The 26,828-nt window shown below is 73.0% G+C and carries 18 protein-coding genes and 1 tRNA gene; 13 read left to right on the top strand and 6 right to left on the bottom strand.

All coding sequences use genetic code 11. The features are described from left to right. Window positions 1–70 precede the first annotated feature (70 nt). Genes ACFQ79_RS04500 through ACFQ79_RS04490 form a run of 3 tightly spaced genes read left to right on the top strand, consistent with a single transcriptional unit; the run spans window position 71 to window position 5,095 of the window. The gene (locus ACFQ79_RS04500) at window positions 71–3,643 is read left to right on the top strand and encodes an adenylate/guanylate cyclase domain-containing protein (RefSeq protein ID WP_383579335.1); all 3,573 of its coding nucleotides are present in this window, start codon (window positions 71–73) and stop codon (window positions 3,641–3,643) included. Further along, entirely contained in the window at window positions 3,640–4,485 is an 846-nt protein-coding gene (locus tag ACFQ79_RS04495) for a S8 family serine peptidase (protein WP_383579334.1), read from the top strand. Before ACFQ79_RS04500 ends, ACFQ79_RS04495 begins: the two co-directional genes overlap by 4 nt. A 25-nt stretch (window positions 4,486–4,510) precedes the next feature. Next, a complete protein-coding gene (locus tag ACFQ79_RS04490; RefSeq protein WP_383579333.1) occupies window positions 4,511–5,095 on the top strand; it encodes a GAF domain-containing protein in 585 nt (194 codons plus the stop codon). A 78-nt stretch (window positions 5,096–5,173) separates the two neighbouring features. Here ACFQ79_RS04490 and katG read toward each other — a convergent pair whose 3' ends face one another. Further along, window positions 5,174–7,363 carry a catalase/peroxidase HPI gene (gene katG / locus ACFQ79_RS04485; RefSeq protein WP_383579332.1) on the bottom strand — a complete coding sequence of 730 codons (2,190 nt, stop codon included), beginning with the start codon at window positions 7,361–7,363 and terminating at the stop codon, window positions 5,174–5,176. Window positions 7,364–7,611: 248 nt separating this feature from the next. Here katG and ACFQ79_RS04480 point away from each other — a divergent pair, with 248 nt between their 5' ends. Beyond that, window positions 7,612–8,067 carry a Fur family transcriptional regulator gene (locus ACFQ79_RS04480; RefSeq protein WP_383579331.1) on the top strand — a complete coding sequence of 152 codons (456 nt, stop codon included), beginning with the start codon at window positions 7,612–7,614 and terminating at the stop codon, window positions 8,065–8,067. Window positions 8,068–8,196: 129 nt separating this feature from the next. Here the strand turns inward: ACFQ79_RS04480 and ACFQ79_RS04475 are convergent, their stop codons facing one another. Together ACFQ79_RS04475 and ACFQ79_RS04470 are read right to left on the bottom strand one after the other, a co-directional pair. Beyond that, the gene (locus ACFQ79_RS04475) at window positions 8,197–9,813 is read right to left on the bottom strand and encodes a mucoidy inhibitor MuiA family protein (RefSeq protein ID WP_383579330.1); all 1,617 of its coding nucleotides are present in this window, start codon (window positions 9,811–9,813) and stop codon (window positions 8,197–8,199) included. An 8-nt stretch (window positions 9,814–9,821) separates the two neighbouring features. Beyond that, window positions 9,822–12,089 (bottom strand): DUF4139 domain-containing protein, encoded by a 2,268-nt coding sequence (locus ACFQ79_RS04470; RefSeq protein WP_383579329.1) that lies wholly within the window; start codon window positions 12,087–12,089, stop codon window positions 9,822–9,824. Window positions 12,090–12,308: 219 nt separating this feature from the next. Here ACFQ79_RS04470 and ACFQ79_RS04465 point away from each other — a divergent pair, with 219 nt between their 5' ends. Together ACFQ79_RS04465 and ACFQ79_RS04460 are read left to right on the top strand one after the other, a co-directional pair. After that, the gene (locus ACFQ79_RS04465) at window positions 12,309–13,790 is read left to right on the top strand and encodes a glutamate--cysteine ligase (RefSeq protein WP_383579328.1); all 1,482 of its coding nucleotides are present in this window, start codon (window positions 12,309–12,311) and stop codon (window positions 13,788–13,790) included. A 37-nt stretch (window positions 13,791–13,827) separates the two neighbouring features. Then, entirely contained in the window at window positions 13,828–15,174 is a 1,347-nt protein-coding gene (locus ACFQ79_RS04460) for an MFS transporter (protein ID WP_383579327.1), read from the top strand. 88 nt (window positions 15,175–15,262) lie between these two features. Here ACFQ79_RS04460 and ACFQ79_RS04455 read toward each other — a convergent pair whose 3' ends face one another. After that, complete coding sequence (locus ACFQ79_RS04455; protein WP_383579326.1) at window positions 15,263–16,180, bottom strand: S1 family peptidase; 918 nt, start codon at window positions 16,178–16,180, stop codon at window positions 15,263–15,265. Between the two features lie 1,053 nt (window positions 16,181–17,233). Between ACFQ79_RS04455 and ACFQ79_RS04450 the strand changes: the two genes are divergently transcribed. The 3 genes from ACFQ79_RS04450 to ACFQ79_RS04440 all read left to right on the top strand — a co-directional run bounded on the left by ACFQ79_RS04450 (window position 17,234) and on the right by ACFQ79_RS04440 (window position 21,681). Beyond that, a complete protein-coding gene (locus tag ACFQ79_RS04450) occupies window positions 17,234–19,060 on the top strand; it encodes a glycoside hydrolase family 15 protein (RefSeq protein ID WP_383579325.1) in 1,827 nt (608 codons plus the stop codon). A gap of 101 nt (window positions 19,061–19,161) precedes the next feature. Beyond that, on the top strand, window positions 19,162–19,842 hold the full coding sequence (locus ACFQ79_RS04445) for a PadR family transcriptional regulator (protein ID WP_383579324.1): 681 nt from the start codon (window positions 19,162–19,164) through the stop codon (window positions 19,840–19,842). Between the two features lie 102 nt (window positions 19,843–19,944). After that, a complete protein-coding gene (locus tag ACFQ79_RS04440; protein ID WP_383579323.1) occupies window positions 19,945–21,681 on the top strand; it encodes an acyl-CoA dehydrogenase family protein in 1,737 nt (578 codons plus the stop codon). A 90-nt stretch (window positions 21,682–21,771) separates the two neighbouring features. On the opposite strand, the gene ACFQ79_RS04435 is transcribed toward ACFQ79_RS04440, so the two are convergent. Next, entirely contained in the window at window positions 21,772–22,443 is a 672-nt protein-coding gene (locus ACFQ79_RS04435; protein ID WP_383579322.1) for a DUF2278 family protein, read from the bottom strand. Between the two features lie 157 nt (window positions 22,444–22,600). On the opposite strand from ACFQ79_RS04435, the gene ACFQ79_RS04430 reads away from it, so the two are divergent. Next, window positions 22,601–22,685, top strand: a tRNA-Leu gene (locus ACFQ79_RS04430). 83 nt (window positions 22,686–22,768) lie between these two features. Here ACFQ79_RS04430 and ACFQ79_RS04425 read toward each other — a convergent pair. Continuing rightward, a complete protein-coding gene (locus tag ACFQ79_RS04425) occupies window positions 22,769–23,518 on the bottom strand; it encodes a GntR family transcriptional regulator (protein WP_383579321.1) in 750 nt (249 codons plus the stop codon). 330 nt (window positions 23,519–23,848) lie between these two features. On the opposite strand from ACFQ79_RS04425, the gene ACFQ79_RS04420 reads away from it, so the two are divergent. From ACFQ79_RS04420 to ACFQ79_RS04410, 3 genes are read left to right on the top strand one after another with little or no spacing between them, the layout of a single operon-like run. After that, entirely contained in the window at window positions 23,849–24,967 is a 1,119-nt protein-coding gene (locus tag ACFQ79_RS04420) for an ABC transporter substrate-binding protein (RefSeq protein ID WP_383579395.1), read from the top strand. After that, a complete protein-coding gene (locus ACFQ79_RS04415) occupies window positions 24,967–25,866 on the top strand; it encodes an ABC transporter permease (protein ID WP_383579320.1) in 900 nt (299 codons plus the stop codon). Before ACFQ79_RS04420 ends, ACFQ79_RS04415 begins: the two co-directional genes overlap by 1 nt. Next, window positions 25,854–26,828: an ABC transporter permease gene (locus ACFQ79_RS04410; protein ID WP_383579319.1), complete on the top strand. Its 975-nt coding sequence runs from the start codon at window positions 25,854–25,856 to the stop codon at window positions 26,826–26,828. The genes ACFQ79_RS04415 and ACFQ79_RS04410 overlap by 13 nt, the downstream gene beginning before the upstream one ends.

The following is a 26,828-nucleotide window of genomic DNA, read 5'->3' as shown; positions in this document are numbered from 1 at the left end:
GCCGCCCCTGGCGGTCGAGCGACCCCGTCGAACCCCTGTCCCACCGTCCCCCCGTTCACCGGAGGAATCCATGCCCTGCGCCTCGTGCGGGAGCGCCCTGCCGCCCGGAGCCCGGTTCTGCCCGTCCTGCGGCAGCCCGTGCGCTCCCGGGCCGGCCACGGCCAGGCCGACGGGCCGCAAGGTGGTGACCGTCCTCTTCTGCGACCTGGTGGGTTCCACGGCGCTCTCCGGGGCCCTGGACGCCGAGACGCTGCGGTCGGTGACGCTCCGCTGGTTCGACCTGATGCGGCTGAGGATCGAGGAGCAGGGCGGCACGGTGGAGAAGTTCATCGGGGACGCGGTGATGGCGGTGTTCGGCGTGCCCACGGTCCGGGAGGACGACGCACGGAGGGCGGCCTCCGCGGCGCTGGCGATGAGGGAGGCGCTCGCCGGGTTCAACGCGCGCCTCGAGGAGGCCGTGGGGGTACGGCTCCAGATGAGGATCGGCATCAACACCGGCCAGGCGGTGACGGGTTCGGCCACGCAGCGGCAGGCGATGGTCTCGGGCGAGGTGGTGAACGTGGCCGCCCGCCTGGAACAGAACGCGGCGGCCGGGGAGATCCTCCTTGGTCCCGACACCCTGGCGGCCGCCGGGCCGGGCATCCGGACGACGGAGACGGGCCCGCTGCTCCTCAAGGGCAAGAGCGACCGGGTGGCGGCGCACCGCCTGATGGCCCTGGACGAGGAGGACGGTCCGGAGGCCCTGCGCCGCTTCGACGTCGGCTTCGTCGGCCGTGCGCACGAACTGACAATGATGGACAAGGTGTTGACCCGGGTGACGCGAAGGGGAAGTGTCGACCGCCTGGTGGTGGTCGGAGAGGCGGGCCAGGGGAAGACCCGTCTGGTACGGGAGTGGGTCCGCCGCGCGACAGTCGCGGGCCGGATCGACGGACGGACGCCGGTGCTCCCCACGCCCCACGCGCCGGCGACGGGCCCGGCCCGCGCCTCAGACCCCGAGGCGCCCGCCACGCCGGCCCCGCTCCAGGCTCCCGCCCGGCTCCAGGCTCCGCCCGCCGCTCCCGCCCCCCTCCAGGCTCCGTCCGCCGCTTCCGCCCCGCTCCAGGCTCCGCCCGCCGCTTCCGCCCCGCTCCAGGCTCCGCCCGCCGCTCCCGCCCCGCTCCAGGCGCCCGCCCCCCGCTACGGCGTCGGGCGCTGCCGGGCTCGGGGCGAGCAGCCCAGTCTCGGGGCGCTCGCGGAAGCCGTCGCCGGGCTGCTGAAGAGCGTCGACGCGGTCGTGCCGTCGCCCGAACTGGACCTGCTCCATCAGGGCCTGCTCCTCGACGGGACTCCCAACCCGTCCCCTGCGGACACCTGCGCGGCCCTCGCCAGGGTTCTCGCCGAGCTGTCCCGGACCCGGCCCGTCGTGCTGGTGATCGACGACTGCCACTGGGCCGCGCAGCCGCTCTTCGACGCCCTCGACCGGCTCCTGCGCGCGCTCACCGACGCGGCCGTCCTGATCGTCCTGCTCACCCGGCCCCAGCTGTTCGACGTGCGGCCCGAACTCGCCCCGGGCGCCGTCCTGCTCGGCGGTCTGTCCGACACCGAAGCGCAGCTCCTCGCCGCCGAACTGACGGGGGAGGCGGCCGACGGCGCGCCGCTCGCCCCGCGGGTCCTGGCGCGGGTCGGCGGGAACCCGCTGCACCTGGAGCAACTGCTCGTCGCGGGGAACCCCGTCGGCCCGGACAGCGTCCCGCTGCCCCTCCAGGCCCTCATCGGCGCCCGGATCGACGCGCTCGAACCGCCCGAACAGCGGGCCCTCGGCCTGGCGTCCGTCCTCGGCGGAGACTTCACCGCGGACGAACTCACGGCGCTCGCCGGTCATCCCGCCGAGACGTGGACCGCGTCCGAGCTGCGCACCACCCTGCACCGGCTCGTCCGTCACCGTCTCATCAGGCCGGACGGCGGGGCCTTCCGCTTCGCCGGAGGGCTGATCCAGGAGGTCGTCCACACCAGCCAGTCCAAGCAGGACCGCGCCGACCGGCACGAACGCGCGGCACGCCTCGACTCGGTCCGCCGGCGCGGCAGCGCCGCGGTCGGGGCCCATCTGGAACAGGCGTACCGCTACCGCGTCGAGCTCGGCGCCCAGGACGCGCACACCGACGGGCTTCGGCGCCGCGCCGCCGACGCCCTCGCGGAGGGCGGTCGTCTCGCACTGGCCCACGCCGACCCCGTATGGGCCGCCGACCTGCTGGGCCGGGCCGCGGACCGGTACGCGGCGGGCGAGCCGGGGCGTGCGGCCACGCGCCGGCGCCTCGGCCAGACGCTGCTCGACCTCGGCCGCGTCACGGAAGGCCGGGCACTGCTCGAGGAAGTCCTGGCCGAGGTTCCGGCCGAGGGCGGCGACACCCATGTCGTGGCGGGCGGCGACACCCACGCCGTGGAGGGCGGCGCCCCCGATGCGGTGGAGGCCGCGCACGCCCGGCTGAGCCTCGCGTCTGTGGGCAGGTCGGTGGGCAGGGCGGCGGGCGGCGGGTCGGCAGACGGCCGGTCGGAGAGCCGCCGGGCCGGGACGGTGAGCCGCACGGAGGAGGAGCGCGGCGCCGGGGGCGCCCCCGCCACGCTCCGTATCGCCCCCGGCGGTGACTCACCGGCCGAGGCCGCCGCCGTCACCCTGCCCGTCTTCGCCGCCGCCGGTGACGAGTTCGGTCAGGCCCGGGCCTGTCTGCGGCTCGCCCAGCACGCTCAGGAGCAGGGGCGGCACCGGGAGGCCGAGCGGCTGCTCGACCGGGCCCTCGGCCATGCCGTACGGGCCGATGCCGAGCCCGAGCGGGCCGCCGCCCTCGGGGCCATGGGGGTGTCCCTCTGGCGCGGGCCGCTGCCCGTCGTGGACGCCGTGACCCGCTGCCGCGCCCTGCTCGCCGAGCAGGGGGCCGGCCGCCGGGCCGTGCGGCTGACGCTCAACTGCCCGCTGGCCGTCGTCCTCGCCCTCCACGACGACCGTGACGGCGCGCTCGCCTGCCTCGCGGAGGCCGAGCAACTCGCCCAGCGGCTCGGCTACGCCGAGACCGACGCCTTCCTGCCCCTCTTCACCGCCACCGTCGACGACCTGGCCGGCCGCCGCGAGGAGGCCCTCCTCGGCCTGGAGCGGGCCGCGGCCGCCGCGCGGGCGCTGGGCGCCACCGGGCTCCTGCGCAGCGCCCTCCTCGACGCCACCCGCATCCGGCTCGACCTCGGCGACTGGCGTACCGCGCACGACACCCTCGTCGCGCTCGAACCGCCGGGAGGACGGTCCGAAGCGGTCCGGCCGCGCGCCGAGTCGGCCGACCTCGACGGACTGCGTGCCCGGATCGCCGCGGTACGAGGGGAGGCCGCGACCGCCACCCGCCTGGCGGAGCGGGCGCTCGCCACGGCCGTCCGTACCGACTCGCCCATCGTCCAGGGTCTCGCCGCGCTCGACGCGGCCCGTACCGCCCTGGAGTTGGGACACACGAAGGACGCGGCCGAGGCGGCGGTGCGCGCCCGGTGGAGCTTCGCCGCCAAGGGCCACCTCCCCGCGGCGCGCGAGGCCGAGGCCGTCGCCCTGCGCTGCCAGGGCCGCCGGACCGACGGGACCGAATCCGTCGGCGCGGCGGCCGACGGAACCGGAAAGGACACCCAGCGATGACCCTTGGCCGGCGACCGGCCTCGGCCCCCGCCCCCGGACTCACCTGGGGCCTCCGAGGCCGCGGCCCCGACGACGTACCCGTGGAGGCCGACCATCCGCCGGAGCCGCCCGAGGGCGGTCTGCTCGGCGGGACCGGGCGCGGCGTGCGCGTCTGCGTGGTCGACTCCGGGGTCGAACGCGACCACCCCATGGTCGGCCCCGTCGCCCGCTCCTGGCGCGTGTTCAAGGACGACGACGGCGTCCACGTCGAGGAGACCGACGAGGGCGACGCCTGCGGTCACGGCACCGCCTGCGCGGGGATCATCCGCCGCACCGCCCCGGACTGCGAGCTGTCCAGCGTCCGGGTGCTCGGCGAGCGGTTCTCCGGCAGCGGCGACATCCTCCTCGAAGGGATCCGGTGGGCCGTCCGCCAGCGCTTCGACGTCGTGAACCTCAGCCTCTCCACCAGCCGCGACCGCTTCGTGGAGGAACTGCGGAAGCTGGCCGACGAGGCGTACTTCCAGCGGATCGTGATCGTCGCCTCCGCGCACAACACCCATGTGGAGAGCTTCCCCTGGCGCTTCTCCTCGGTGATCTCGGTCGGCAGCCACCAGGAGGACGACCCGGACCTCCACCTGTACAACCCCGAGCCTCCGGTGGAGTTCTTCGCCCCCGGCCAGCGGGTGCAGGTGGCCTGGCTCGGCGGTACGTCGATCCGTACCTCCGGCAACAGCTTCGCCACCCCGTTCGTCGCCGGGCTCTGCGCGCGGATCCTGTCGAGCCGGCCCCGGCTGACGCCGTTCCAGCTGAAGAACGCCCTGTACCTGTCCGCCGCCAACGTCCGTGTCCACGGCAGCCGGTAACGACCGGCGCCGGAAGGGAACCCCCATGGCTCAGACGATCGCCCCCGCCGTCCCCTCCGCACCCCGGCCCGATCCGGCCATGGCGGAACTTCTGCAGTCGGTCGTGGACACCGCGCGCGCCATCTTCGGCGCCGAGGCGAGTTCCATCCTGCTCCTGGAGGCGGCGGCGGACGAGCTCGTCTTCGAGGCCGTCTCCGGGCAGGGACAGGAGTTCCTGGTGGGCCGGCGCTTCCCGGCGGGCCGGGGGATCGCCGGCTGGGTCGCCGCCTCGGGCGAACCGATGGTCGTCGACGACCTGCACGACAGCACGTCCTTCGACCGGGACGTCGCCCGGTCCACCGGCTTCGTGCCGAACGCCCTGATGGCCGCGCCGCTCGTGCACGGAGACCGTGTCCTCGGCGTACTCGAGGTCCTCGACCCGTCTCCGCAGGCCCGGTCCAGCCTGTCCGAGCTCGACCTGCTGAGCCTCTTCGCCCGGCAGGCCGCCGTCGCCCTGCACGTCCTCACCACCCACGCACCCCGCGAGGCGGAGCCCGCCGCCCCCGAGGACCCCGCGCGGGCCGAACTCCTGCGCCTTCTCGGGGAGGCCCGTCGTCTCCTGGAGGAGTGAGGGGCCCAGGGGCGCAGGAGGCCCGCCCAGGCCTGCCCCGGCCGGTTGTCGGGCGGTCGGGGCAGGCCCGGGTACGGGTCAGGAGAGGTCGAACCGGTCCAGGTTCATCACCTTGTTCCACGCCGCCACGAAGTCGCGGACGAACTTCTCGCCCGCGTCCCGGGACCCGTAGACCTCCGACAGGGCACGGAGCTGGGAGTTCGAGCCGAAGACGAGATCGGCGGCGGTGGCCGTCCACCTGACCTCGCCGGTGCCGCGGTCCCGCCCCTCGTAGACGTTCTCGGTGGCCGCCGACGGCTTCCACTCCGTGCCCATGTCGAGCAGGTTCACGAAGAAGTCGTTGGTCAGGGACTCCGGCCGGTCGGTGAACACCCCGTGCCGGGACGTGCGGAAGCCGGTGTTCAGCGCCCGCATGCCGCCGACGAGGACCGTCATCTCGGGCGCCGTCAGCGTCAACAGGTTCGCGCGGTCGAGGAGGAGGGTCTCCGGCGACAGCTTCTCGCCCGCCCGGAGGTAGTTGCGGAACCCGTCGGCCCGCGGTTCGAGCACGGCGAACGACTCCACGTCGGTCTGCTCCTGCGAGGCGTCCGTGCGCCCGGGCGAGAACGGGACGGTGATGTCGTGCCCCGCGTTCTGCGCGGCCTGTTCGACGGCCGCGCAGCCGCCCAGGACGATCATGTCGGCGAGCGAGATCCGTACCCCGCCGGACTGGGCGCCGTTGAACTCCTGCCCGATCCGGTCGAGGGCCGCCACCGTCTCGGTCACCTCGGGAAGGGCGTTGGACTCCCAGTCCTTCTGCGGTGCGAGCCGGATCCGTGCGCCGTTGGCGCCGCCCCGCTTGTCCGTGCCGCGGAAGCTCGCCGCCGACGCCCACGCGGTGGTGGCCAGCTGGGAGACGGAGAGCCCCGAGTCGAGGATCCGGCGCTTCAGGCCGGCGACGTCCGCGTCCGTGACAAGGGCGTGCTCGACCGCGGGGACGGGGTCCTGCCACAACTGCTGCTCGGGGATCCACGGGCCGAGGTACCGCGAGACGGGCCCCATGTCGCGGTGCAGGAGCTTGTACCAGGCGCGGGCGAAGGCGTCCGCGAGCTGCTCCGGGTTCTCGTGGAAGCGCTTCGCGATCGGTCCGTAGACCGGGTCGAGCTTCAGCGAGAGGTCCGTGGTCAGCATGATCGGAGCGTGCCGCTTCGACGGATCGTGGGCGTCGGGCACGGTGCCCTGGGCCGCGGGGTCCGTGGGCGTCCACTGCCGGGCGCCCGCCGGGCTCGTCGTCAGCTCCCAGTCGTACCGGAACAGGTTGTCCAGGAAGCCGTTGTCCCACCTCGTCGGCGCGGTGGTCCAGGCCCCCTCCAGGCCGCTGGTGAGCGCGTCTGCGCCCTTGCCGCTGCCGCACGTGTTGCGCCAGCCGATGGCCTGCTGCTCGATGGGGGCGGCCTCCGGCTCCGGACCGATGCACGTGGGATCGACCGCGCCGTGACACTTGCCGAAGGTGTGACCGCCGATGATCAGCGCGGCCGTCTCCTCGTCGTTCATCGCCATCCGGCCGAACGTCTCGCGAATGTCGCGGGCCGCGGCGATCGGATCCGGATTTCCGTTGGGGCCTTCCGGATTGACGTAGATCAGGCCCATCTGCACGGCACCGAAAGGACCGCTGAGTTCACGGTCTCCGCTGTAGCGCTCATCGCCGAGCCAGGTGTCCTCGGAGCCCCAGAAGACCTCCTCGGGCTCCCAGATGTCCTCACGGCCGAAGCCGAATCCGAACGTCTTGAATCCCATGGAGTCCATGGCGCAGTTACCGGCGAAGACCAGAAGATCGGCCCAGGAGATCTTCCGGCCGTACTTCTGCTTGACCGGCCAGAGCAGCCGGCGTGCCTTGTCGAGGCTCGCGTTGTCCGGCCAGCTGTTCAGCGGCGCGAAACGCTGCGCGCCGGAACCGCCGCCGCCCCTGCCGTCCTCGATGCGGTACGTCCCCGCCGCGTGCCAGCTCATCCGGATGAAGAGCGGCCCGTAGTGGCCGTAGTCGGCCGGCCACCAGTCCTGCGAGGCCGTCATCACATCGAAGACGTCCTGCTTCAGCGCGTCGACGTCCAGGGTCGCGAACTCCGCCGCGTAGTCGAAGCCCTCGTCCATCGGGCTGGCCTGGGGCGAGTGCTGGTGGAGGACCGTGAGGTCCAGCTGGTTCGGCCACCAGTCCCGGTTCGTCCTGGGACGCGTCTCCTTCGGGGCCGGGGAGGGGATTGCCGGGTTCTCGCTTTCGCTGCCGGACACGTACGTCCTTCTTCCTGTCGCGATGTTTCCGTCTGCCGGCCGCATGCTCGTGACGTCGTCTGCTTTTCAGGTGTCGAGCACGGCGACTCGGCGTCCGTATGGTCGCGCACCGGGGACCGCACTGCTAAGAGAACACGCAGGGCGCCGCCGCGTAACAAGCGGGCGGAATCCGAAAAGGCGCCGGCGGACCTGTTCGGCGGCCGGCGACATTCCCGGACCCGGAATTCATACGAGAAAGGTGAAATCCTATGAGCGACCTGCTGGAGCGGCTGCGGGGGCGCGGCTGGAGGATGACCTCCCAGCGGCGTGTCGTCGCCGAGGTCCTCGACGGCGAGCACGTCCATCTCACGGCCGACGAGGTGCACGCCCGCGCGGCGGAGCGGCTGCCGGAGATCTCCCGGGCGACCGTCTACAACATCCTGGGTGAACTGGGCCGGCTCGGCGAGGTCGTGGAGGTCTCCGTCCACGGCCGTGCGAAGCGGTACGACCCGAACGCGCACCGCCCGCACCAGCACCTGGTGTGCTCCGGCTGCGGCACCGTCCGGGACGTCCACCCGACCGGCGACCCGGTGGCCGCGCTGGCCGCCCTCCCGGCCGAGGACCGGTTCGGCTTCACGGTGGCCGAGGCGGAGGTCACCTACTGGGGGCTGTGCCCGGAGTGCGCTCCGGGGAGGGCGGCGGGCGCACCGAACCCGCCACGGTGACCTCGGCCTCCGGCCCTCCGCCCTCGCCCTCGGCCTCCGGTCCTCCGCCCTCGCCCTCGGCCTCCGGTCCTCCGCCCTCGCCCTCGGCCTTCGGCGTGCTCCGCCCGCCCTCCGCCGTCGGCCCCCGGGTCAGAGCCCGGCGACCTTGGAACTCGCCGACAGTTCGTACACCAGCGTGACCGTGCGCCGGCCGCCCGGCGGCAGGGTGACGTCCCAGCGGGCGATGCCCTCGGCGTCGACCGCGTCGGGCGCCGGGGAGCAGGCCTCCTTGCGGAGCCGTACCTCCACCGCCGAGACCTCGGAGACCGGGATCCGCTCCCGGAGCGCGACCACCCGGTCGTCCGACTCCCCGGGCGCCGAGAACCGGGAGACGTGCAGCCGGACCGTGCGGGTGACCACCGTCCGCTGGGTGAGCCCGGTGGTGTCCCGGGTCTCCTCCGTCTCCCGGACCACCCGGTGGTCGTCGCGGCTGCCGAAGGCGAGTTCGACCGGGGCGCCGGGGGCGGCGAACTCGAGAGTGCCCCGGCCGGCGAAGCCACTGCCGCGGATCAGATCGACGGGTCCGGCGAGGAGCACGTACCCGGACGTGTTGTCGAACCGCACCACCTGGGTGACCAGCGGAGACACCTCGGGCGAGCAGGCGTACTCGCTGCCGGCCGGGGTGCTGAAGGCCGAGAGCGGCACCCGGTGCGCGCGGCCGTCCGAGGGCACGGAGACCGGCGCGGGGGAGTGCAGCACCCGCGTCTCGCCGCCGTCGTCCACACCGGGCAGCCCGAGGACCGGGACGGGCCCCAGGTCGCTGATGTCCTCCTCGCGCAGCTCGACGTCGACCGTGCGCCGCTCCGCCGCCGTACGGTCCTTGAGCGTCAGCCGGTCCTCGCCCAGCGACGGCGGTTCGGTGGCCAGCGCCGACCTTGCGGTCGACAGCGTCAGCCGGACACCGGTCCAGTCCTCGCCCGTGCGCTGCCAGACCATCGCGTCGGTCTCGAGGGTCACGGAGCCGCCGTCGAGCACGGCCCGGTAGGCGGGCCGCCACAGCGCGCACGGGACGAGGTGGCTCAGGCGCAGCCCGACCGGCCCGGCGGCCGTTGCGTCGACGGTCAGCTCGACATGGGCGACCAGCTCGGCGGGTTCCTCCTCGGTGGCGTCCACGGCCCGCCGCACCTCGCCGAGTTCGGCGGACAGCGCGGACAACCGGGCGTCAGCGGTACGGAGTCGCTCCGCGTACCTCTCGCGCTCGGCGTCGACCCGGTCCAGTTCGCGGATCCAGCGGGGCCCTTCGGACTCTCCGGAGCCGGCTCCCTCGCCGATGTCCCGCAGGACATCGGCGGCGAGCCGGCCGAGCACGTCGAGGCGGGTCCGGAGCCGGTCGCGCCCCTGCTCCAGGGCCCGTCGCTCCTCGTCGAGGGCGTGGGCGCGGTGGCGCAGCGCGGAGTCGTCGGCGGCAGGCCGCCGGGGCGCGCGCGGCTCCCAGCCGCGGACGACGCGTACGTCGAGCACGGTGGCCGGGTTGCCGGAGGTCAACTCGGCATGGAGCGTACGGTCGACGGCCAGCGTGCTGACGGGCCCGAGCCGCAGCCGCTGGACCCCGCCCGCCAGGTCCAGTTCGACGGCGCGTTCGACGTGGGCGCGGTCCTCCAGGCAGGTGACGGCGGTGACAGGCGCGGCGGTGACGGGGACGGGGGCCGCGGGCACGCGGGACGACGGCACGGCCGTGCCGGTGCTCGTCTTCGAGGCGGTGGACATGGTGTGTCTCAGCTCCTGCGGTTGCCGCCGACCAGGGCTTTGCCGGCCGGGATGCGAATCTCGTAACCGCCGTCGAGGGCGGTGGTGCCACCGGCGGGCAGGTCCACACGCCAGACGCGGGTGCCCGGAGCGTGCTGCTCGGACGTCCCGCCGTCCTCGGGTGCCGTCCAGCCGGCCCGCTCCTCGATGCGTACGTCCGCGTCGGATGCGACCGGCACCCGCTCGCGGATCTCGACCGTGGCGGGCCTCGCGAGTCCGTTGACCAGCTCGACGTGGACGCGGTGGTCGAGCACGGTGACGTTGTTGCGCAGACCGGCGGTCGACTCGTTCAGGTGGGTGCGGCGGGTGACCCGGATGCCCTCGGCCGGCCCGAGCCCCACCCGGCGCACGCCGCCGGGGGCGAGCGTGGGCAGTGCGGTGGTCAGCAGGAAGTCGTCGTCGACGGTGACCTCCACCGGGCCGGCGAGCAGTGCCTGGTCCGTGGCGTTGGAGAGGACCAGCGTCGCGTACACGGTCTGCTCCACGGACGGCACACAGAGGTACTCGGTGCGCAGACCGACCGGAATCTCCCCGACGGTGACGGTGTGCCAGGTGCCGTCCGACGGCACGTCGGCGCGGGCGGCGGCATCGAAGCGGTGGTCGAAGGAACCGGCCGACTCGCGCGGCCGCACGGCATGTCCGGGCAGTGCCAGGGAGGCCACGGCATCGGCGCGCCGGCGGTGCTCGGCCGCCGCCGCGTCGGAGGGCGAGCCGGGGAACAGCCGGCCCCTGCGGGCGCTCGGCTCGTCGGGGCCCGACAGCACCAGAGCGGCGTAGTCGAGCTCGTCGCCGCTCGGCCGCGGCGGCCCGGGCGGCGGGGGAGGGGGCGGTGGTGCCGGGGCGGCACCGAGCGGCGCGGGAGCGGCGGGAGCCATGGCAGCGGGGGCCGGGGCGCCCGCGAAGGACCGACCGCCGCCGCGCGGCATGCCCCCGGGCGGGGCCGGCGACCGCCGGGCGAAGTCGGGAGAGGCCCCGGGTCGGAAGGCCTCGGGGGCGGAACCGTACCCGCCGGCCGGCTCCGGCGGCGGTGCGCCGTAGGCCTGGGGTGCCGGCGGGGGAATCGGCGGCCCACCGGAGATCGGCGGCGCGGGCAGCGCCACGGGGTCGGGTACGAAGCCCGCCCCGGCCGCGACGGGCAGGGGAGCGCCCCCTGCCGTCCCCCCTGCCGCCCCGGGTGTGCGGGGCGCGGGAGGGCGCGGGCCCGCTGCCGCGTACCCGGCGAACAGGTCGGCGAGCCCCGCCGGGGGCTCGCGCCAGCCGGAGGGAGCCGGGGCCGCCTGACGGCGTCCGATCCGGATCGAGCGGAGCTTCGGCAGGTCGGTGCGGCGCCGCAGATCGGCGGTGGCCAGGGCGATCCGCACCCCGGTCCAGTCCTCGCCGGTGCGCTGGGCGACCGAGGCGCGCAGCACCAGGCGGCCGGTGCCGTCGCCCTGACGGTGGGTGAGGCGGTAGGCCGGCACCCAGACGGCGCCGGGCACCCCGTACTCCAGCTCCAGTTCGAGATCCGGTTCCCCCGCGGCCCGCGGCCCGCCCTCCCCCTCGGCGTCACCGTCCGCTCCCACGAGGGTCAGAACCGCGGACACCGTGGTCTCCACGTGCGTGGACGGAGTGGCACTGGAAGCGCGGGCGAGCCGGTCCGCGGCGACGGACAACTCGTGCTCGGCCAGGAGCAGTGCCTCCTCCAGCTCGGCGAGCCGGGCGTGCAGTCCGGTGAGCCGGTCGTCGACGAAGTCGGCGAGCTCCAGCCACGCGTCGACGGGGGTGCGGCGGTGCGGGTCGTCGCGCTTGCGCGGCGGAGGCACCGGGCGCAGCGCACCGACCTCCGCGATCAGTCCCTGCTGCCGGCCCCGGCGCGCCTCGGCCGCCGCGTGCGCGTCGCGCAGCCGCTCGACCTCGCGTCGCAGTCCCTGCGGTGCGCCGGCGGCGGTGCCCAGCGGCTCGGCACCGACCTCCACCCGGGCCTCGGTGACCCGTATCCCGCCGGCGCCCAGGACCCGGGCCCGGAGCGAGCCGGGGTCCAGCGAGCGCGGCAGCCCGGTGACGCGCACCCGGCCGTCCGGGGGCAGCGGCCCCCGGGCCAGGCGGCGGCAGAGCGCCCCCTGCGCGTACACGACGACCGAGTCGAGGTCCGATCCCCACGTCGACGCCGTCCCGCTCGGCCCGGCCGCCCCCGTCGTCCCGGCCTCCCCGGTCGACCCGCCCGTCCCGGTGGTCGTTCCAGCTGCATCAGCCGTCATCCCGCCCCCGCCCCGTCCTGTCGCGCCGTCCCGCTTCGCCGGCGGCGTGACGAAGCCTACGCCCGGACACCGACACCCACCGAGGGCTTTCCGGAGTACCGCCCGCCGGGTGCGCACGCGTGCTCCGGGGGTGCTCCGATCCGCTTCGGTGGTTGGCCGGCCCCGGGAGTGGGACGCTGGGTGGTGGAGGTCCGTGCCGACAAGACTCGGGAGGGCCCGATGGGACGTGACGTTCCGGCGCTGGAGTTCACTCGTGAAGACCGTCGCCGGTTCCGGAACAAGATGCACGGGTGCCTCGACGTGTTCGCGCGGATGCTGCGCGAGTCGCGGTTCGACTTCGAGCGGCCGCAGGTCGGTCTGGAGATCGAGCTGAACGTCGTGGACGGAGCCGGCGAGCCGGCCATGCGCAGCACCGACGTCCTGGAGGCGATCGCGGATCCCGCCTGGTCGACCGAGCTGGGCCGGTTCAACCTGGAGATCAACCTCGAACCGCGGCGGCTCAGCGCGGGCGGCGGCCCCGACTCCTGGGAGCAGGAGATCCGTGACGCGCTCAACCACGCCGAGCAGCAGGCCGCGGGGATCGGTGCGCATCTGGTCATGATCGGGATCCTGCCGACCCTCGAACTCAAGGACGCGGGCCCCACGTCGCTCTCCGAGAACCCCCGCTACCACCTTCTGAACGAGCAGATCTTCGCCGCCCGCGGCGAGGACCTGCTGATCTCCGTGGACGGCGTGGAGCGGCTGCGCACCCACGCGGAGACGATCACGCCGGAGGCGGCCTGCACCAGCACCCAGTTCCACCTCCAGGTGTCGCCGGACGAGTTCGCGGACTACTGGAACGCCGCGCAGGCCGTGGCGGGCGTGCAGGTGGCCCTGGCGGCGAACTCGCCGTTCCTGTTCTCCAAGGAGCTGTGGCGCGAGACGCGCATCCCCCTGTTCGAGCAGGCCACCGACACCCGGCCCGACGAGTTGAAGGTGCAGGGCGTGCGGCCGCGGGTGTGGTTCGGCGAGCGCTGGATCACCTCCGTCTTCGACCTCTTCGAGGAGAACGCCCGCTACTTCCCGGCCCTGCTGCCCCTCTGCGACGACGAGGACCCGGAAGAGACGCTCGACCGCGGCGGAACCCCTGGACTGTCCGAGCTCACCCTCCACAACGGCACGGTCTACCGCTGGAACCGCCCCGTCTACGACGTGGTCGACGGCGTCCCGCACCTCCGCGTCGAGAACAGGGTGCTGCCCGCGGGTCCCACCGTCGCCGACACGCTCGCGAACGGCGCGTTCTACTACGGGCTGATCCGGGCCCTGGTCGACGAGGACCGGCCCGTCTGGTCGCGGATGTCCTTCGCGGCCGCGGAGGACAACCTGCACACGGCCGCCCGCCACGGCATCGACGCGCAGGTGTACTGGCCCGGGATGGGCGAGGTCCCGGTGACCGAGCTGGTCCTGCGGCGCCTGCTGCCGCTCGCGGACCGCGGGCTCGAACGGATGGGCCTGGAGGCGTCCCGGCGGGAGCCGCTCCTCGGGGTCATCGAGCAGCGGTGCGTCAGCGGCCGCAACGGCGCGCAGTGGCAGTCCGACATGTTCCACCACATCCATGACATCGACCACGCGGACCGGCATCAGGCGCTGCGGCGGATGACCCAGCAGTACATCGAGTACATGCATCTGAACGCGCCGGCGCACACCTGGCCGGTCGACTGAAGCGTACGGCGGGGTGGGCCGGGGCAGAGGCGTGATCATGACCGACACGCCTCCCGGGCACCACGACGCCACGTCCCGCGCCCTCACGACCACCTCCCCCGATCCCGAGGCCGCGCCGCGACCACCCGCCTCCCGGCGGCCGTTACGTCAGCTCCTCGCGGCCTCCGTCGGCAACGCGGTGGAGTGGTACGACTGGTACGCGTACACCTTCCTGGCCGCCTACATCGCGAACCAGGTCTTCCCCAAGGGCTCGGGGAACTCCCTCGTTCCCCTCCTGTCGACCTTCGCCGTCTTCGCCGTCGGCTTCTTCATGCGCCCCGTCGGCGGACTCCTCATGGGCGCGCTCGCCGACCGGCGCGGCCGGCGCACCGCCCTCACCGCGACGATCCTGCTCATGGGCGGCAGCAGCCTGCTGGTCGGACTCACCCCGACGTACGCCGCGGCCGGCGTCCTCGCTCCCGTCGTGCTCGTGATCGCCCGGCTCCTTCAAGGCCTCTCCGTGGGCGGGGAGTTCGCGGCCTCGACGACCTTCCTCGTCGAGTCGGCCGGACCGGGCAGGCGCGGTCTGTTCTCCTCCTTCCAGTACGTCTCCACCTCCGCCGGACAGCTCGCCGCCTCCGGCATCGCCGCGCTGCTGGTCAGCCGGCTCGGTGAGGACGGGATGAACAGCTGGGGCTGGCGCATCCCCTTCCTGCTCGGCGCGGTGTTCAGCCTCGCCGGCTTCTGGATCCGCCGGGGCGCCGAGGAGACCCGGAGCGCGGGCCGCCACGAGGCTCCCCGCCCGGGCCTCTTCGAGGCCCTGCGGCACCATCCCCGCGCCTCGCTGCTGATCGGCGGCATCACGGCGGGCGGCACCCTCGCGTACTACACGTGGACGTCCTACCTGCCGACGTACGCGGAGCTCAACACCGGCATCGACAAGGCGGACGCGCTGCTGGCAGGAACCCTCTCCCTGGCCTTCTTCGCGCTGCTGCAACCGGTCGGCGGACTGCTCTCCGACCGCTTCGGCCGGAAGCCGTCCCTGCTGTTCTTCGGGATCGGGTTCGCGGTCCTCGCCGTGCCGCTGCTGCGCGCGCTCGACGGTTCGTTCCTCTCCCTCCTCCTGGTGCAGTGCGCGGGCATGGTGCTGCTGACCGGCTTCACCTCGATCTCGGCCGCGGTGAACGCGGAGATGTTCCCCGCGCGCGTGCGGGCGGCCGGGATCGGCTTTCCGTACTCGCTGACGGTGGCGCTCTTCGGCGGCACGGCACCGTATGTCGGCACGCTCTTCAAGGAGTGGGACGTGCCCGGTCTCTTCCCCTGGTACGTGGCCGCCCTGTGCCTCGTCTCCTCGGCGGTGTACTTCCGGCTGCCCGAGACCGCCCGCAAGGATCTGGATCGCTGACGCGGGGAGATGCCGACGGCCGACGGCCCCGAGGGGGCCGCCGGCCTGTGTGCGCGGGCGGAGAGCTCAGAAGACGCTCGCCGTGCTGCTAGAAGACGCTCACGCCGTACGCGCTCAGCGCCTCCGTCACCGGCTGGAAGAACGTCGTGCCGCCGCTGGAGCAGTTGCCGCTGCCGCCGGAGGTGAGGCCGAGCGCCGTCGTGCCGGAGAAGAGCGCGCCGCCGCTGTCGCCGGGCTCGGCGCAGACGTTGGTCTGGATCAGGCCGTAGACGATGTCGCCACCGCCGTAGTTGACGGTCGCGTTGAGGCCGGTGACCGTTCCGCCGTGCAGTCCGGTCGTGCTGCCGCTGCGCTGTACCGACTGGCCGACGGAGGCGTTGCCCGCGCCGGTGATGTCGCGGTAGGTGCCGTTGTAGAGGTAGACGCGGCCGTCCGCAGCCGAGGCGTTGGAGTGCCGGATGATGCCGTAGTCGTTGGTCGGGAAGCTGGTGCCGGCCCGGGTGCCGAGCACCGTGGTGCTGGACGAGTTGGTGTACCAGGTGCTGCCGATGTTGGTGCAGTGACCGGCGGTCAGGGCGTAGTAGGTGGAGCCGCTGCGGACGTTGAAGCCGAGCGAGCAGCGGCCGCCGCCCGCGTAGATGGCCTGGCCGCCCGCGATGAGCTTGTTGAACGTGCCGGGCGTCCGCTTGATCTCCAGGCTGGAGGCGCGGTCGCCCGCCGCCTTCTTGATCTCGGCGATCTCGGCGGCGGAGACGGTGGAGTCGGCGGTGAGGACGATCTTCCCGGTCGCCTGGTCGGTGTACCACGCGGTGCCGGGGACGTCGGCTCCGCGCACGGCCTGGTCGGCCACGGCGAGCTGGGCGGCGGTGGCCCGGCCTTCCACGGTCGTGGCGGCGGACGAGGCGGGGACGGCAAGCGCCGATGCGGCGAGCAGGGCGGAGGCCACGGCGATCAGCCGTGCACCCTTGGCCGCGCCGCCGAGGGGGGACAGACGCTTGAGGTTCACTGGATCCTCCGGTGGGGGAGTGGGGGGAACCGCTGGGTGGGCGATCCCTTCGGTGCCGAGCGGGCGGGTCCCCGACGAGGGAGTCTGGCTCGCCATGGACCTGTCAATCTCGACAGGGGAATCCTCGAATCCGGGCGGCCTGGCGGCAAGGACGCCTTTCGGCCCATCTACGCGCGTTCATGTGGTTCGAGCGCGGGAGAGGTGTCCCTCGGGTCGGAGTGGACGGCGTGACGGGAGCGGTGGGTGAGGGTGTGCAAGTGCTTACGGAAAATTGCCGATTCCGTTTCAGCGACCCTTGGCCGAGGAGGGGTCGGGCCTGATCGGATCGGCACGGGAAGCGGAAGATTCGGTACCGATTCCCCAGCTCAGCCCCTTCGGCGCCTCCCGGTCCGGCGCGTCCCGCACCGCGTCCGACGTGGCCCGGCGGGTGGAGCGCCGGACGCTCACCCGGGGAGTAGCACCCGCACAGATCCGGCCGCGCTCCGCCTCGCTCCCGGCCGGTCGGCGGGGGCGCCGGCGGACTCCAGGGTGGCGGCGGGAAGGGCGTCCAGGCGTGTGTGGTCCAGCCGTGGGCGCCCCTCAATGCCGGAATCGTGCCCTCCGTCCAGGCCGACCGAATGGCCGGTTCCCGTCGTGGCCCGCCGTCAGCGATGGCACACCAGGCAGGCGGCGCCGGCGCGTCGGCCCGCTGGGGCGGGCGACGGGTCCGCGAGGGTGACCCAACGGCTCCGGGTCGAGGCTGCTCGCTCCGTGACGGGTGACGGGTGACGGGTGCCGGGTGCCGGAGCCGGGCCTCTCGTGCGGTGGTGGCACAGGCGGCGGACCCGGGGGCATACCGACCAGTCGGGCAGCTACGGGGGAGTACGCGCAGAGGAGTCCGCGGAGCCGGCGGAGTTCGCCCGGTCGGTCCCTCCGCCTTGCCGGGACGCCCCGCTACCGGTTGCGTGGACCCGAGGAGCGGCACCGAGCAGTGGCGCCGAGGTGTCGCCGAGCAATGGCGCCGAGGTGCCCCCCGACGGCTGCCCGGAGCCGCGGGAGAGAACGAGGTCGCTCGTGCCCGAGTACCCCCCGATCGCCAACCACGGTCTGATCGGCGACCTGCAGACCGCCGCCCTGATCTCCGCCGACGGCGCCGTCGACTGGTTCTGCGCGCCCCGATTCGACTCCCCGAGCATCTTCGCCTCGCTGATCGACCAGGAGCGCGGCGGCCACTTCACGATCGCCCCCGCGCACGACGAGGTCACCGTCCGCCAGCTCTACCTGCCCGACACGGCCGTCCTGATCACCCGCTTCCTCACCCCGGAGGGGGTGGGCGAGGTCGTCGACTTCATGCCGGTGAGCCACCGCCCGGACGTACCCACCGACCGGCACCGTCTCGTGCGGGCCCTGCGGGTCGTGCGCGGCACCCTCACCTTCGACGTCACGTGCCGGCCGAGGTTCGACTACGCGCGCGCCCCGCACACCCTCACGCTCGACGGCTCCGCCGCGACCTTCCACGGCCCCGACCTCGACGTCCACCTGCGGAGCAGCGTCCCCCTGGAGGCCGACGGGCAGGACGTGCGCGCCACCGTCACCCTCCGGCACGGCCAGACCGCCGGAATCGTCCTGGAGACCTCCGCCCCGGGAGCCGCCGCCCCCGAACCGGTCACCGAGGAAGCCGTGCAGGCGGCACTGGAGGAGACCCGCGTCTTCTGGCACGGATGGATGCGCCGGTGCCGCTACCGGGGCCGCTGGCAGAGCATGGTCAACCGCTCGGCCATCACGCTCAAGCTGCTCATCTACGCCCCGTCCGGCGCCCCGATCGCCGCCCCCACCATGGGGCTCCCCGAGCAGATCGGCGGCGAGCGGAACTGGGACTACCGCTACACCTGGATCCGCGACGCGTCGTTCTCGGTGCGGGTCCTGCTCGACCTCGGATACATCGAGGAGGCCGACGCCTTCCGCCGCTGGCTCGGTGGCCGCGGCCGCGCCGCGCGCCCGCCGGGCGGCGAGCCGATGCAGATCATGTACCGCGTCGACGGCGACCCCCGGCTGTCCGAGGAGATCCTGCCGCACCTGTCCGGCTACCGTGACTCCTTCCCCGTCCGGGCCGGGAACGGCGCCGCCGACCAGCTCCAGCTCGACATCTACGGCGAGTTCGCCTACGCGATGACCCATTCTGCGGATCTGGCCGAACTGGCCGGCTACGAGGGGTGGAAGGGGTTCTCGGCGCTCCTCGACTGGCTCTGCGACAACTGGGACCGCCCCGACGAGGGCATCTGGGAGACGCGCGGCGGACGCAAGGACTTCACGTACAGCAGGATGATGTGCTGGGTGGCCCTGGACCGCGGCATCCGCCTCGCCCACGAGTACGCCCGCCCCGCCGACCTCACGCGCTGGACCGCGCAGCGCGACGCGATCCTGGTCCAGGTCATGGAGCGCGGCTGGAATCCGGAGCGCAAGGCCTTCGTCCAGCACTACGACAGCGAGGTGCTCGACGCGTCCCTGCTGCTCATGCCGCTCGTCGGCTTCATCTCGCCGAGGGCCCCCTCGTGGCTCTCCACCCTCGACGCCATGGACCGCGAGCTCGTCACCGACAGCCTCGTCTACCGCTACAACCCCGAGGCGTCCCCCGACGGCCTGCGCGGCTCCGAGGGCACCTTCTCGCTCTGCAGCTTCCTCTACGTGGAGGCGCTCGCCCGGGCCGGCCGCCTCGACCAGGCCCGCTTCGCGATGGACAAGATGCTCACGTACGCCAACCACGTCGGTCTCTTCGCGGAGGAGATCGGCCGTACCGGCGAACAACTCGGCAACTTCCCGCAGGCGTTCACGCATCTCGCCCTCATCACCGCCGCGATGGCCCTCGACGAGGAACTCGACAGGGCCGCCGACCTGAGGTGAGCCCGACGGCGGTGCGTTCGGGCCCGCCGCCCGGGTGAGCCGCGTCTCACCCGGGCGGTCGCGCTTGCCTATGCAACGAGTTGCATAGAAGGATTCCGGGTGTGGCGATCGAACACGCGATTCTCGTGTCCCTCCTGGAGAAGCCCGGATCCGGCTACGAGCTGGCCCGGCGCTTCGAGCGGTCCATCGGGTACTTCTGGACCGCCAGCCATCAGCAGATCTACCGCGTGCTCAAGCGGATGGAGGGCGACGGCTGGGTCGACGTCCGGGACGTGCCGCAGCAGGGCCGTCCGGACAAGAAGGAGTACACCGTCGCGGACCTCGGGCAGGCCGTGCTGTCCAGCTGGATCCACGAACCCATCGAGCCCGAGAGCATCCGGCACGACCTCGCGGTGAAGATCCGGGGCGCGGCCTTCGACGACCCGGCCGCGCTGATCCACGAGGTCGAGCGGCACCGGCGCGCGCACACCGAGCGCCTCGCCCACTACCTCGCCGGCGAGGAACGCGACTTCCCGGGAGCGGGAGCGGGAGCGGGAGCGGGATCGGGACCGGGATCGGGGCCGGAGCCGGGAGCGGGACCAGGGCCCGGTTCGGGACCCGGTGCGGGTGCGGGTGCGGAATCAGGGCCCGACGAGAACGCGCCCACCGCCTCCGGACCGCTCGACGCCGGACGTGAGCTCCAGCACGTCGTCCTGCGCGGCGGCATCGCGTACGAACGGATGACGCTGGCCTGGCTCGACGACGTCCTCGCCACCCTCCACCGGCTCGCCGCCGCGCGCTGACACGCCCCCCCGCACCGCCGCGACCACCGCACGCCACCCCACGGCACCCCACCGCACTCCACGCCACTCCACCGCACCCCACCGGACCGAAAGACGGAGCCCATGGCCGACTCGCTGCTCTTCAACCCGCGCACCTACGACCCGGCGCACTTCGACCCCGAGACGCGGCGGCTGCTCCGCGCCACCGTCGACTGGTTCGAGGCGCGCGGCAAGCGCCGGATCATCGAGGACTACCGCACGCGCGCCTGGCTGGGCGACTTCCTCGCCTTCTCCGCCAAGGAGGGCCTGTTCGAGACCTTCCTGACGCCGTCCGCCGAGGCGGGGGCCGACGCCTCCGAGGGCGGGCGGGACAAGCGCTGGGACACCGCCCGCATCGCCGCCCTCAACGAGATCCTCGGCTTCTACGGACTCGACTACTGGTACGCCTGGCAGGTCACCATCCTCGGCCTCGGCCCGGTCTGGCAGAGCGACAACGCCGCCGCCCGCGCCCGCGCCGCCGAACTCCTCGCCCAGGGAGAGGTGTTCGCCTTCGGCCTCTCCGAGAAGACCCACGGCGCCGACATCTACTCCACCGACATGCTCCTGGAGCCGCAGGCGGACGGCGGCTTCCGCGCCACCGGATCCAAGTACTACATCGGCAACGGAAACGCCGCCGGACTCGTCTCCGTCTTCGGCCGCCGCACCGACGTCGAGGGCCCCGACGGCTACGTCTTCTTCGCCGCCGACAGCCGCCACCCGGCGTACCACCTCGTCAAGAACGTCGTCGACTCCTCCAAGTTCGTCAGCGAGTTCCGCCTGGAGGACTACCCGGTCGCCGCCGAGGACGTCCTGCACACCGGCCGCGCCGCCTTCGACGCCGCCCTCAACACCGTCAACGTCGGCAAGTTCAACCTGTGCACCGCCTCGATCGGCATCTGCGAGCACGCGATGTACGAGGCCGTCACCCACGCCCAGAACCGCATCCTCTACGGCCGCCCCGTCACCGCCTTCCCGCACGTGCGGCGCGAGCTGGCCGACGCGTACGTCCGACTCGTGGGCATGAAGCTGTTCAGCGACCGCGCCGTCGACTACTTCCGCTCCGCCGGTCCCGACGACCGCCGCTACCTCCTCTTCAACCCGATGACGAAGATGAAGGTGACCACGGAGGGCGAGAAGGTCATCGACCTGATGTGGGACGTCATCGCCGCCAAGGGCTTCGAGAAGGACAACTACTTCGCCCAGGCGGCCGTCGAGATCCGCGGCCTGCCGAAGCTGGAGGGCACGGTCCACGTCAACCTGGCGCTGATCCTGAAGTTCATGCGCAACCACCTCCTCGCGCCGGCCGACTACGAGCCCGTACCGACCCGGCTGGACGCGGCCGACGACACCTTCCTCTTCCGGCAGGGGCCTGCCCGCGGCCTGGGCTCCGTCCGCTTCCACGACTGGCGCCCGGCGTACGACACGTACGCCGACGTGCCGAACGTCGCCCGCCTCCGCGAACAGGCCGACGCCCTCTGCGAGTTCGTCCGCACCGCCGCGCCGGACGAGGAGCAGAGCCGCGACCTCGACCTCCTCCTCGCCGTCGGCCAGCTCTTCGCGCTCGTCGTGCACGGCCAGCTGGTCCTGGAGCAGGCACGCCTGACGGAACTCGACGAGGACGTCCTCGACGAGCTGTTCGCCGTGCTCGTACGGGACTTCTCCGCCCACGCGGTCGAACTGCACGGCAAGGACTCCGCCACCGAGCAGCAGCAGGCCTGGGCCCTGGGGGCCGTCCGGCGTCCGGTCGTCGACGAGGCCCGCTCGGGGCGGGTCTGGCAGCGCGTCGAGGCGCTGTCCGGCACGTACGAGATGGCGCCGTAAGGTCCGTCGAACGGGCCTGCGGGGCCTACGGGGCCTACGGGGCCGGGGCGTCGCTCGCCCCGGCCCCGTTCCGTGCGCGACCGGCCGTCGTCAGGCGACCGGGTGTCCCGCGCCGTCCGTCCGCGCCGCCTGGCTGGAGAACTTGTTCAGGAAGACGTCGTACCGGCCGTCCGGCCGCCGGGTGAGCGTCGCGCCGTCCTGCCAGATGCCGTTCTCCGGCCACCACTGGGAGCCGAACGGGTCCCCCTGGTTCTGATGGATGTTGTGCATGCCGAGGCGTCCCTCGGAGTCGTCGACGAAGGGTTCGCCGAAGACGAGCGTGTGCCGCCCCGCCACGAGCATGGGCTCCAGCGCGTCGGCGGCGTCCTCGTTGGAGCCCGCGTGCCAAGGACGCGAGCCCAGCAGGTCGAGGAGCTCCTGGAGCCAGGACGGCGGACGGCGCTCGAAGAGGACCCCGGTGCGGTCCACCAGCTCCGGATGGCGCAGGTAGTCCAGGGCGCCGGATTCGGGGGTGGGCGCGAGATCGAGGTAGCCGGGGGAGAGGGCGGCTGCGGGCCCGACGAGGGATGCCTTCAGGGTGAAGGTCTTCCACTGCACCCCCACGTTGGACTTGTGACTGTCGACGTCGATGGCGCAGTGGTACTGCCCGGCGGGCGCGTCCACCTTCAGATTGACGTGGAACCAGCGCCCCTGGTCGTCCTCGTCGTCCCGGAAGTGGTCGTTGAGGGTTCCCACGAGCACGCCGTAGTTCTGGAATGGCATGCCGGCAGCGAATCACCTCGGTTCACGCTCCGTAAAGAGCCCATTGCGGTACGTGTGGCGGGGTGATGGGGGGAAATGGAGGTGAAGTGCAGGTCAGAGCCCTGATATATTCATCTTGTCGCCGCGGGTGATCATCACTCACCGCGACGCACACCTTGTCCGGGTGGCGGAATGGCAGACGCGCTAGCTTGAGGTGCTAGTGCCCTTTATCGGGCGTGGGGGTTCAAGTCCCCCCTCGGACACGACGACTCGTCGTGCGAAGTGGTGGTCGAGAGCGATCTCGGCCACCACTTCGTCGTTTCCGGGCGAAGGGCCCGCGCCGGCGTCACATCAGCAGTGAGCCCGGGTCCCTCACCAGTGGCGCCGTCCCCACCGAGTTGCTCACGTTGAAGGTCACGCTGCCCGCGCGGTAGCGGTCCTCGGTCCATTCGATCGGGCGGCCGTCCGGGTTGCTGGTCAGATGCCGCTGGCGCAGCAGCGGGCTTCCCCGGCGGACCCGGAGCAGCCGTGCGTCGTCACTGCCCGCGGGGACGGCGTCGATGAGGTGCTCGCCGTAGTGCGCGACGATTCCGGCCTCCTCCGCCATGCTGTCCATGATCGAGGCGCAGTCGACGGGCAGCGCCTCGACCGTCGGGGCGACCCAGCCCGCGTACGCCGTACGTTCGACCATGACGGGTTCGCCGTCCAGGAGCCGCAGGCGCAGCACGTCCAGGACCCCCGCCCCCTCCGGCAGTACGAGCCGGCGTGCCTCCTCGGAGGTGGCCGTACGGCGTTCCCGGTGCAGGAAGCGGCTGGTCGCCTGGTAGCCCATGGCCCGCGCCCACTGGGCGAAGCTGTGGAGCTCGGCGAAGCTGTGCCGGCGCTCCCTGCGGAGGACGATGCGGCGGGCGCCCTGGCGTGAGCCGATGAGTCCTTCGGAGGTGAGGAGGGCGACGGCCTGGCGCACCGTGCCGCGTGACGCCGTCCAGCGGGTGGCGAGGTCGCTCTCGGAGGGCAGCCGGGCACCGATGGCGTACTCGCCGCTGAGGATCGAGCGGCGGAGTCCCTCCGCGATCTCCACGTAGAGCGCCGTCACGGCATCCCCCTTCTTGCTCGCGTGTGGCGGTGGGTCGCTGCGGACCGCCGCGTACGGCTGTGCACAGCTGGTCACCGTGTGTGTGGTGCGGGGGTCAGCCTAACCCGAGCGGACGGCCCCGCGTTGAGTCCCCCGGTAGGTCCAAGTCCACGGCATTCACCTGGCGTTCACCGCACCCGGCTCTTCCGGGAGGCGTCTGGTACCGGTCATGTTCCGTTCATTCTGCGGACAGGATGTAAGGGCGAACTAAGGGCGGCTTGTTCAGACAAGTTCCTTCACTCGCCTCTGGGAGAACCCGTGCGCAGAACCCCCCTCCGCGGTGCCGCCGTGCTGCTCGGCGCCGCCGTCCTGACCACCGTCACCGCCTGTGGCGCCGCACCCGAGGGTGAGGCCGGGGCCAACGGCGACGGTGCCAAGGCGGCCACCGCGGCGTCGGCCAAGGACTTCGGCGGCATGGACGCCCTCGTCAAGGCGGCCAAGCAGGAAGGCGCCCTCCACGTCATCGCGCTCCCGCCGGACTGGGCCAACTACGGCGAACTGATCAAGAGCTTCGAGACCAAGTACGGCATCAAGATCGAGAGCGAGAACCCGGACGCCGCGAGCGCCGACGAGATCGCCGCCGTCAAGTCCCGCAAGGGCCAGAAGCGCGCCCCCGACGTCCTCGACCTCGGCATCGCCTTCGCCCGCAGCGGCGCCGAGGAGGGCCTGTTCGCCCCGTACAAGGTCGAGGCCTGGGACAAGATCCCCGCCGCCCAGAAGGACGAGGCCGGCCGCTGGTACAACGACTACGGCGGCTACGTCTCCATCGGCTGCGACGCCAAGCGCATCCCCAACTGCCCGAAGACCTTCGCCGACCTGCTCAAGCCGGAGTACAAGGGCAAGGTCGCCCTCAACGGCAACCCGACCAAGTCCGGCTCCGCCTTCGGCGGCGTGTACGCGGCCGCCCTCGCCAACAAGGGCTCCTTCGCCGACATCCAGCCCGGCATCGACTTCTTCGGCAAGCTGAAGGAGAGCGGCAACTTCATCCCCGTCGAGTCCACCCCGGCCACGGTCGAGAAGGGCGAGACGCCCATCAGCATCGACTGGGACTACCTGAACGCCGGCTACGCCGACCAGTTCAAGGACAAGGGCGTCGACTGGCAGGTCGCCGTGCCCACCGACGGCGTCTACGCCCAGTTCTACTCGCAGGCGGTCAACAAGGACGCCCCGCACCCCGCGGCCGCCCGCCTGTGGATGGAGTACCTCTACAGCGCCGAGGGCCAGAACCTCTGGCTCAAGGGCTACGCCCGCCCGGTGCTGCTCCCGGCCATGACCGCCGACGGCACCGCCGACAAGACCTTCGTCGCCAAGCTGCCCGCCGTCACCGGCACCCCCGCCTTCCCGGCCTCCGCCGAGCTCGACAAGGCCAAGGCCACCCTCGCCGAGAAGTGGGACAAGGCCGTCTCCTGATGTCCTCCGCCTCCTCCACCCCCACCGGGGGAACCGCCGGCGGCACCCGCCGCCGGCGGCGCGGCCCGCGCACCTGGCTCGCCGCCCTCCCCCTCATCGCCTTCACCGGGCTGTGCTTCGGCCTGCCGCTCGGAGCCCTCCTGTACGGCGCCGTGACCCGCACCGACCCCGGCACCGGCGCCACCGCCCTGACCGGCGAGCACCTCAGCCGCTCCCTCCAGGGCCCCTACCTGGGCTCCCTCGTGGGCAGCGTCCAGCTCTCCGCCCTCACGGCGCTCATCGCCTCGGTCCTCGGCGTCCTCATCGCCCAGGCCGTCGTCACCTCCCGCTCCCAGGCGCTGCGCAACGCCGTGCTGACCGCCTCCGGAGTCCTCGCCAACTTCGGCGGCGTCCCCCTCGCGTTCGCGTTCATCGCGACCGTCGGCATCTCCGGCGTCGTCACCCAGCTCGCCGACCTCGGCAGCCTCGGCTGGAACCTGTACTCGTTCACCGGCCTCGCCGTGGTCTACCTGTACTTCCTCATCCCGCTCATGGTCCTGGTGATCCTCCCCGCGCTCGACGGGCTGCGCCCCCAGTGGCGCGAGGCCGCGCAGAACGCGGGCGCGGGCGGTTGGCAGTACTGGCGCCACGTCGGCATCCCCGTCCTCGCGCCGTCCCTGCTCGGCGGGTTCGTGCTGCTCTTCGGCAGCGCCTTCGCCGCGCACGCCACCGCGGCGGCGCTCGTCGGCGGCTCCGTCCCCCTGGTCACCCTCAAGATCGCGGACGCCCTCTCCGGGAACGTCCTCGTCGGCCAGGAGAACGTCGCCCTCGCCCTCGGCCTCGACATGATCCTCATCGCCGGACTCGTCATGGCCGTCTACCTCCCCCTCCAGCGCAGGAGCGCCCGATGGCTGCGATGACCCCCACCGCCCGGGAGGCCGCACCGGGACCCGGCACGGACGACGCGGACACGAGCCCGCCGGCAGCGTCCGCGCGGACCCGTGACCGGCGCAGGCCCCGCGTCTGGCGCGGAGTCGTCCTCGGACTCGGCGGGGCGTACTTCCTCATCCCGCTGATCGCCTCGTTCGTCTTCACCGTGCACACGCCCGGCCAGGGCATCTCCTTCGAGGCGTACACCGCGTTGCTCGCCGCCGACGGCTTCACCGAGAGCCTGCTGCTCTCCCTGGGCCTGGCGGCCGCGACGATCGTCCTCGCGCTACTGCTCGCCGTACCCGCCCTGGTGGCCGTACGGATCGGGGCGCCCCGGCTGCGGCCGGTCGTCGAGGTGATGTGCATGCTGCCGCTGGTGGTACCGCCCATCGCGCTCGTCACCGGCATCAGCACCGTGCTGCGCTGGGGCCCCGACCACCTCTCGCGGACCCCGCTCTACCAGACCTTCCTCGCGGTGCAGAACGAGAGCTTCCCGTTCGTCCTGGTCCTCGCGTACACGGTGATGGCCCTGCCGTTCGTGTACCGGTCCCTCGACGCCGGACTGCGCGCCGTCGACGTCCCCACGCTGGTCGAGGCCGCCCGCAACTGCGGGGCGAGCTGGCCGTACGTGATGTTCCGCGTCATCCTGCCCAACCTGCGTTCCTCCCTCGCGGGCTCCGCGTTCCTCACCCTGGCCCTGGTCCTCGGCGAGTTCACCATCGCCTCGCTGCTCGGCTTCCGGCCCTTCGCGGTGTGGATCGTGTCCATCTCCGGAGCCCACGCCCGGATGTCGGTGGCCGTCTCCCTGCTCAGCCTCGTCATCACCTGGGGCCTGCTGCTCGCCCTCTCCCGGGCCGGAACGGCGCAGGCCGGCACACCCGGCGCCCCGGACTCCGCCCGCAAGGCCCGCAGTTCCCGTACGCCGTCCCGCACTTCGCCCAAGGAGTCCTGA

This window comes from Streptomyces sp. NPDC056480, assembly GCF_042795405.1.
Taxonomy (GTDB): domain Bacteria; phylum Actinomycetota; class Actinomycetes; order Streptomycetales; family Streptomycetaceae; genus Streptomyces.
Note: the sequence above shows the minus strand (reverse complement) of the source record. Positions and strands in the feature narration are given on the sequence as shown.

Coding starts and splice junctions, on each gene's coding strand:
- ACFQ79_RS04500 (WP_383579335.1), top strand. CDS start 71: ATGCCCTGCGCCTCGTGCGGGAGCGCCCTGCCGCCCGGAGCCCGGTTC.
- ACFQ79_RS04495 (WP_383579334.1), top strand. CDS start 3,640: ATGACCCTTGGCCGGCGACCGGCCTCGGCCCCCGCCCCCGGACTCACC.
- ACFQ79_RS04490 (WP_383579333.1), top strand. CDS start 4,511: ATGGCTCAGACGATCGCCCCCGCCGTCCCCTCCGCACCCCGGCCCGAT.
- ACFQ79_RS04480 (WP_383579331.1), top strand. CDS start 7,612: ATGAGCGACCTGCTGGAGCGGCTGCGGGGGCGCGGCTGGAGGATGACC.
- ACFQ79_RS04475 (WP_383579330.1), bottom strand. CDS start 9,813: ATGTCCACCGCCTCGAAGACGAGCACCGGCACGGCCGTGCCGTCGTCC.
- ACFQ79_RS04470 (WP_383579329.1), bottom strand. CDS start 12,089: ATGACGGCTGATGCAGCTGGAACGACCACCGGGACGGGCGGGTCGACC.
- ACFQ79_RS04465 (WP_383579328.1), top strand. CDS start 12,309: ATGGGACGTGACGTTCCGGCGCTGGAGTTCACTCGTGAAGACCGTCGC.
- ACFQ79_RS04460 (WP_383579327.1), top strand. CDS start 13,828: ATGACCGACACGCCTCCCGGGCACCACGACGCCACGTCCCGCGCCCTC.
- ACFQ79_RS04440 (WP_383579323.1), top strand. CDS start 19,945: ATGGCCGACTCGCTGCTCTTCAACCCGCGCACCTACGACCCGGCGCAC.
- ACFQ79_RS04435 (WP_383579322.1), bottom strand. CDS start 22,443: ATGCCATTCCAGAACTACGGCGTGCTCGTGGGAACCCTCAACGACCAC.
- ACFQ79_RS04415 (WP_383579320.1), top strand. CDS start 24,967: ATGTCCTCCGCCTCCTCCACCCCCACCGGGGGAACCGCCGGCGGCACC.
- ACFQ79_RS04410 (WP_383579319.1), top strand. CDS start 25,854: ATGGCTGCGATGACCCCCACCGCCCGGGAGGCCGCACCGGGACCCGGC.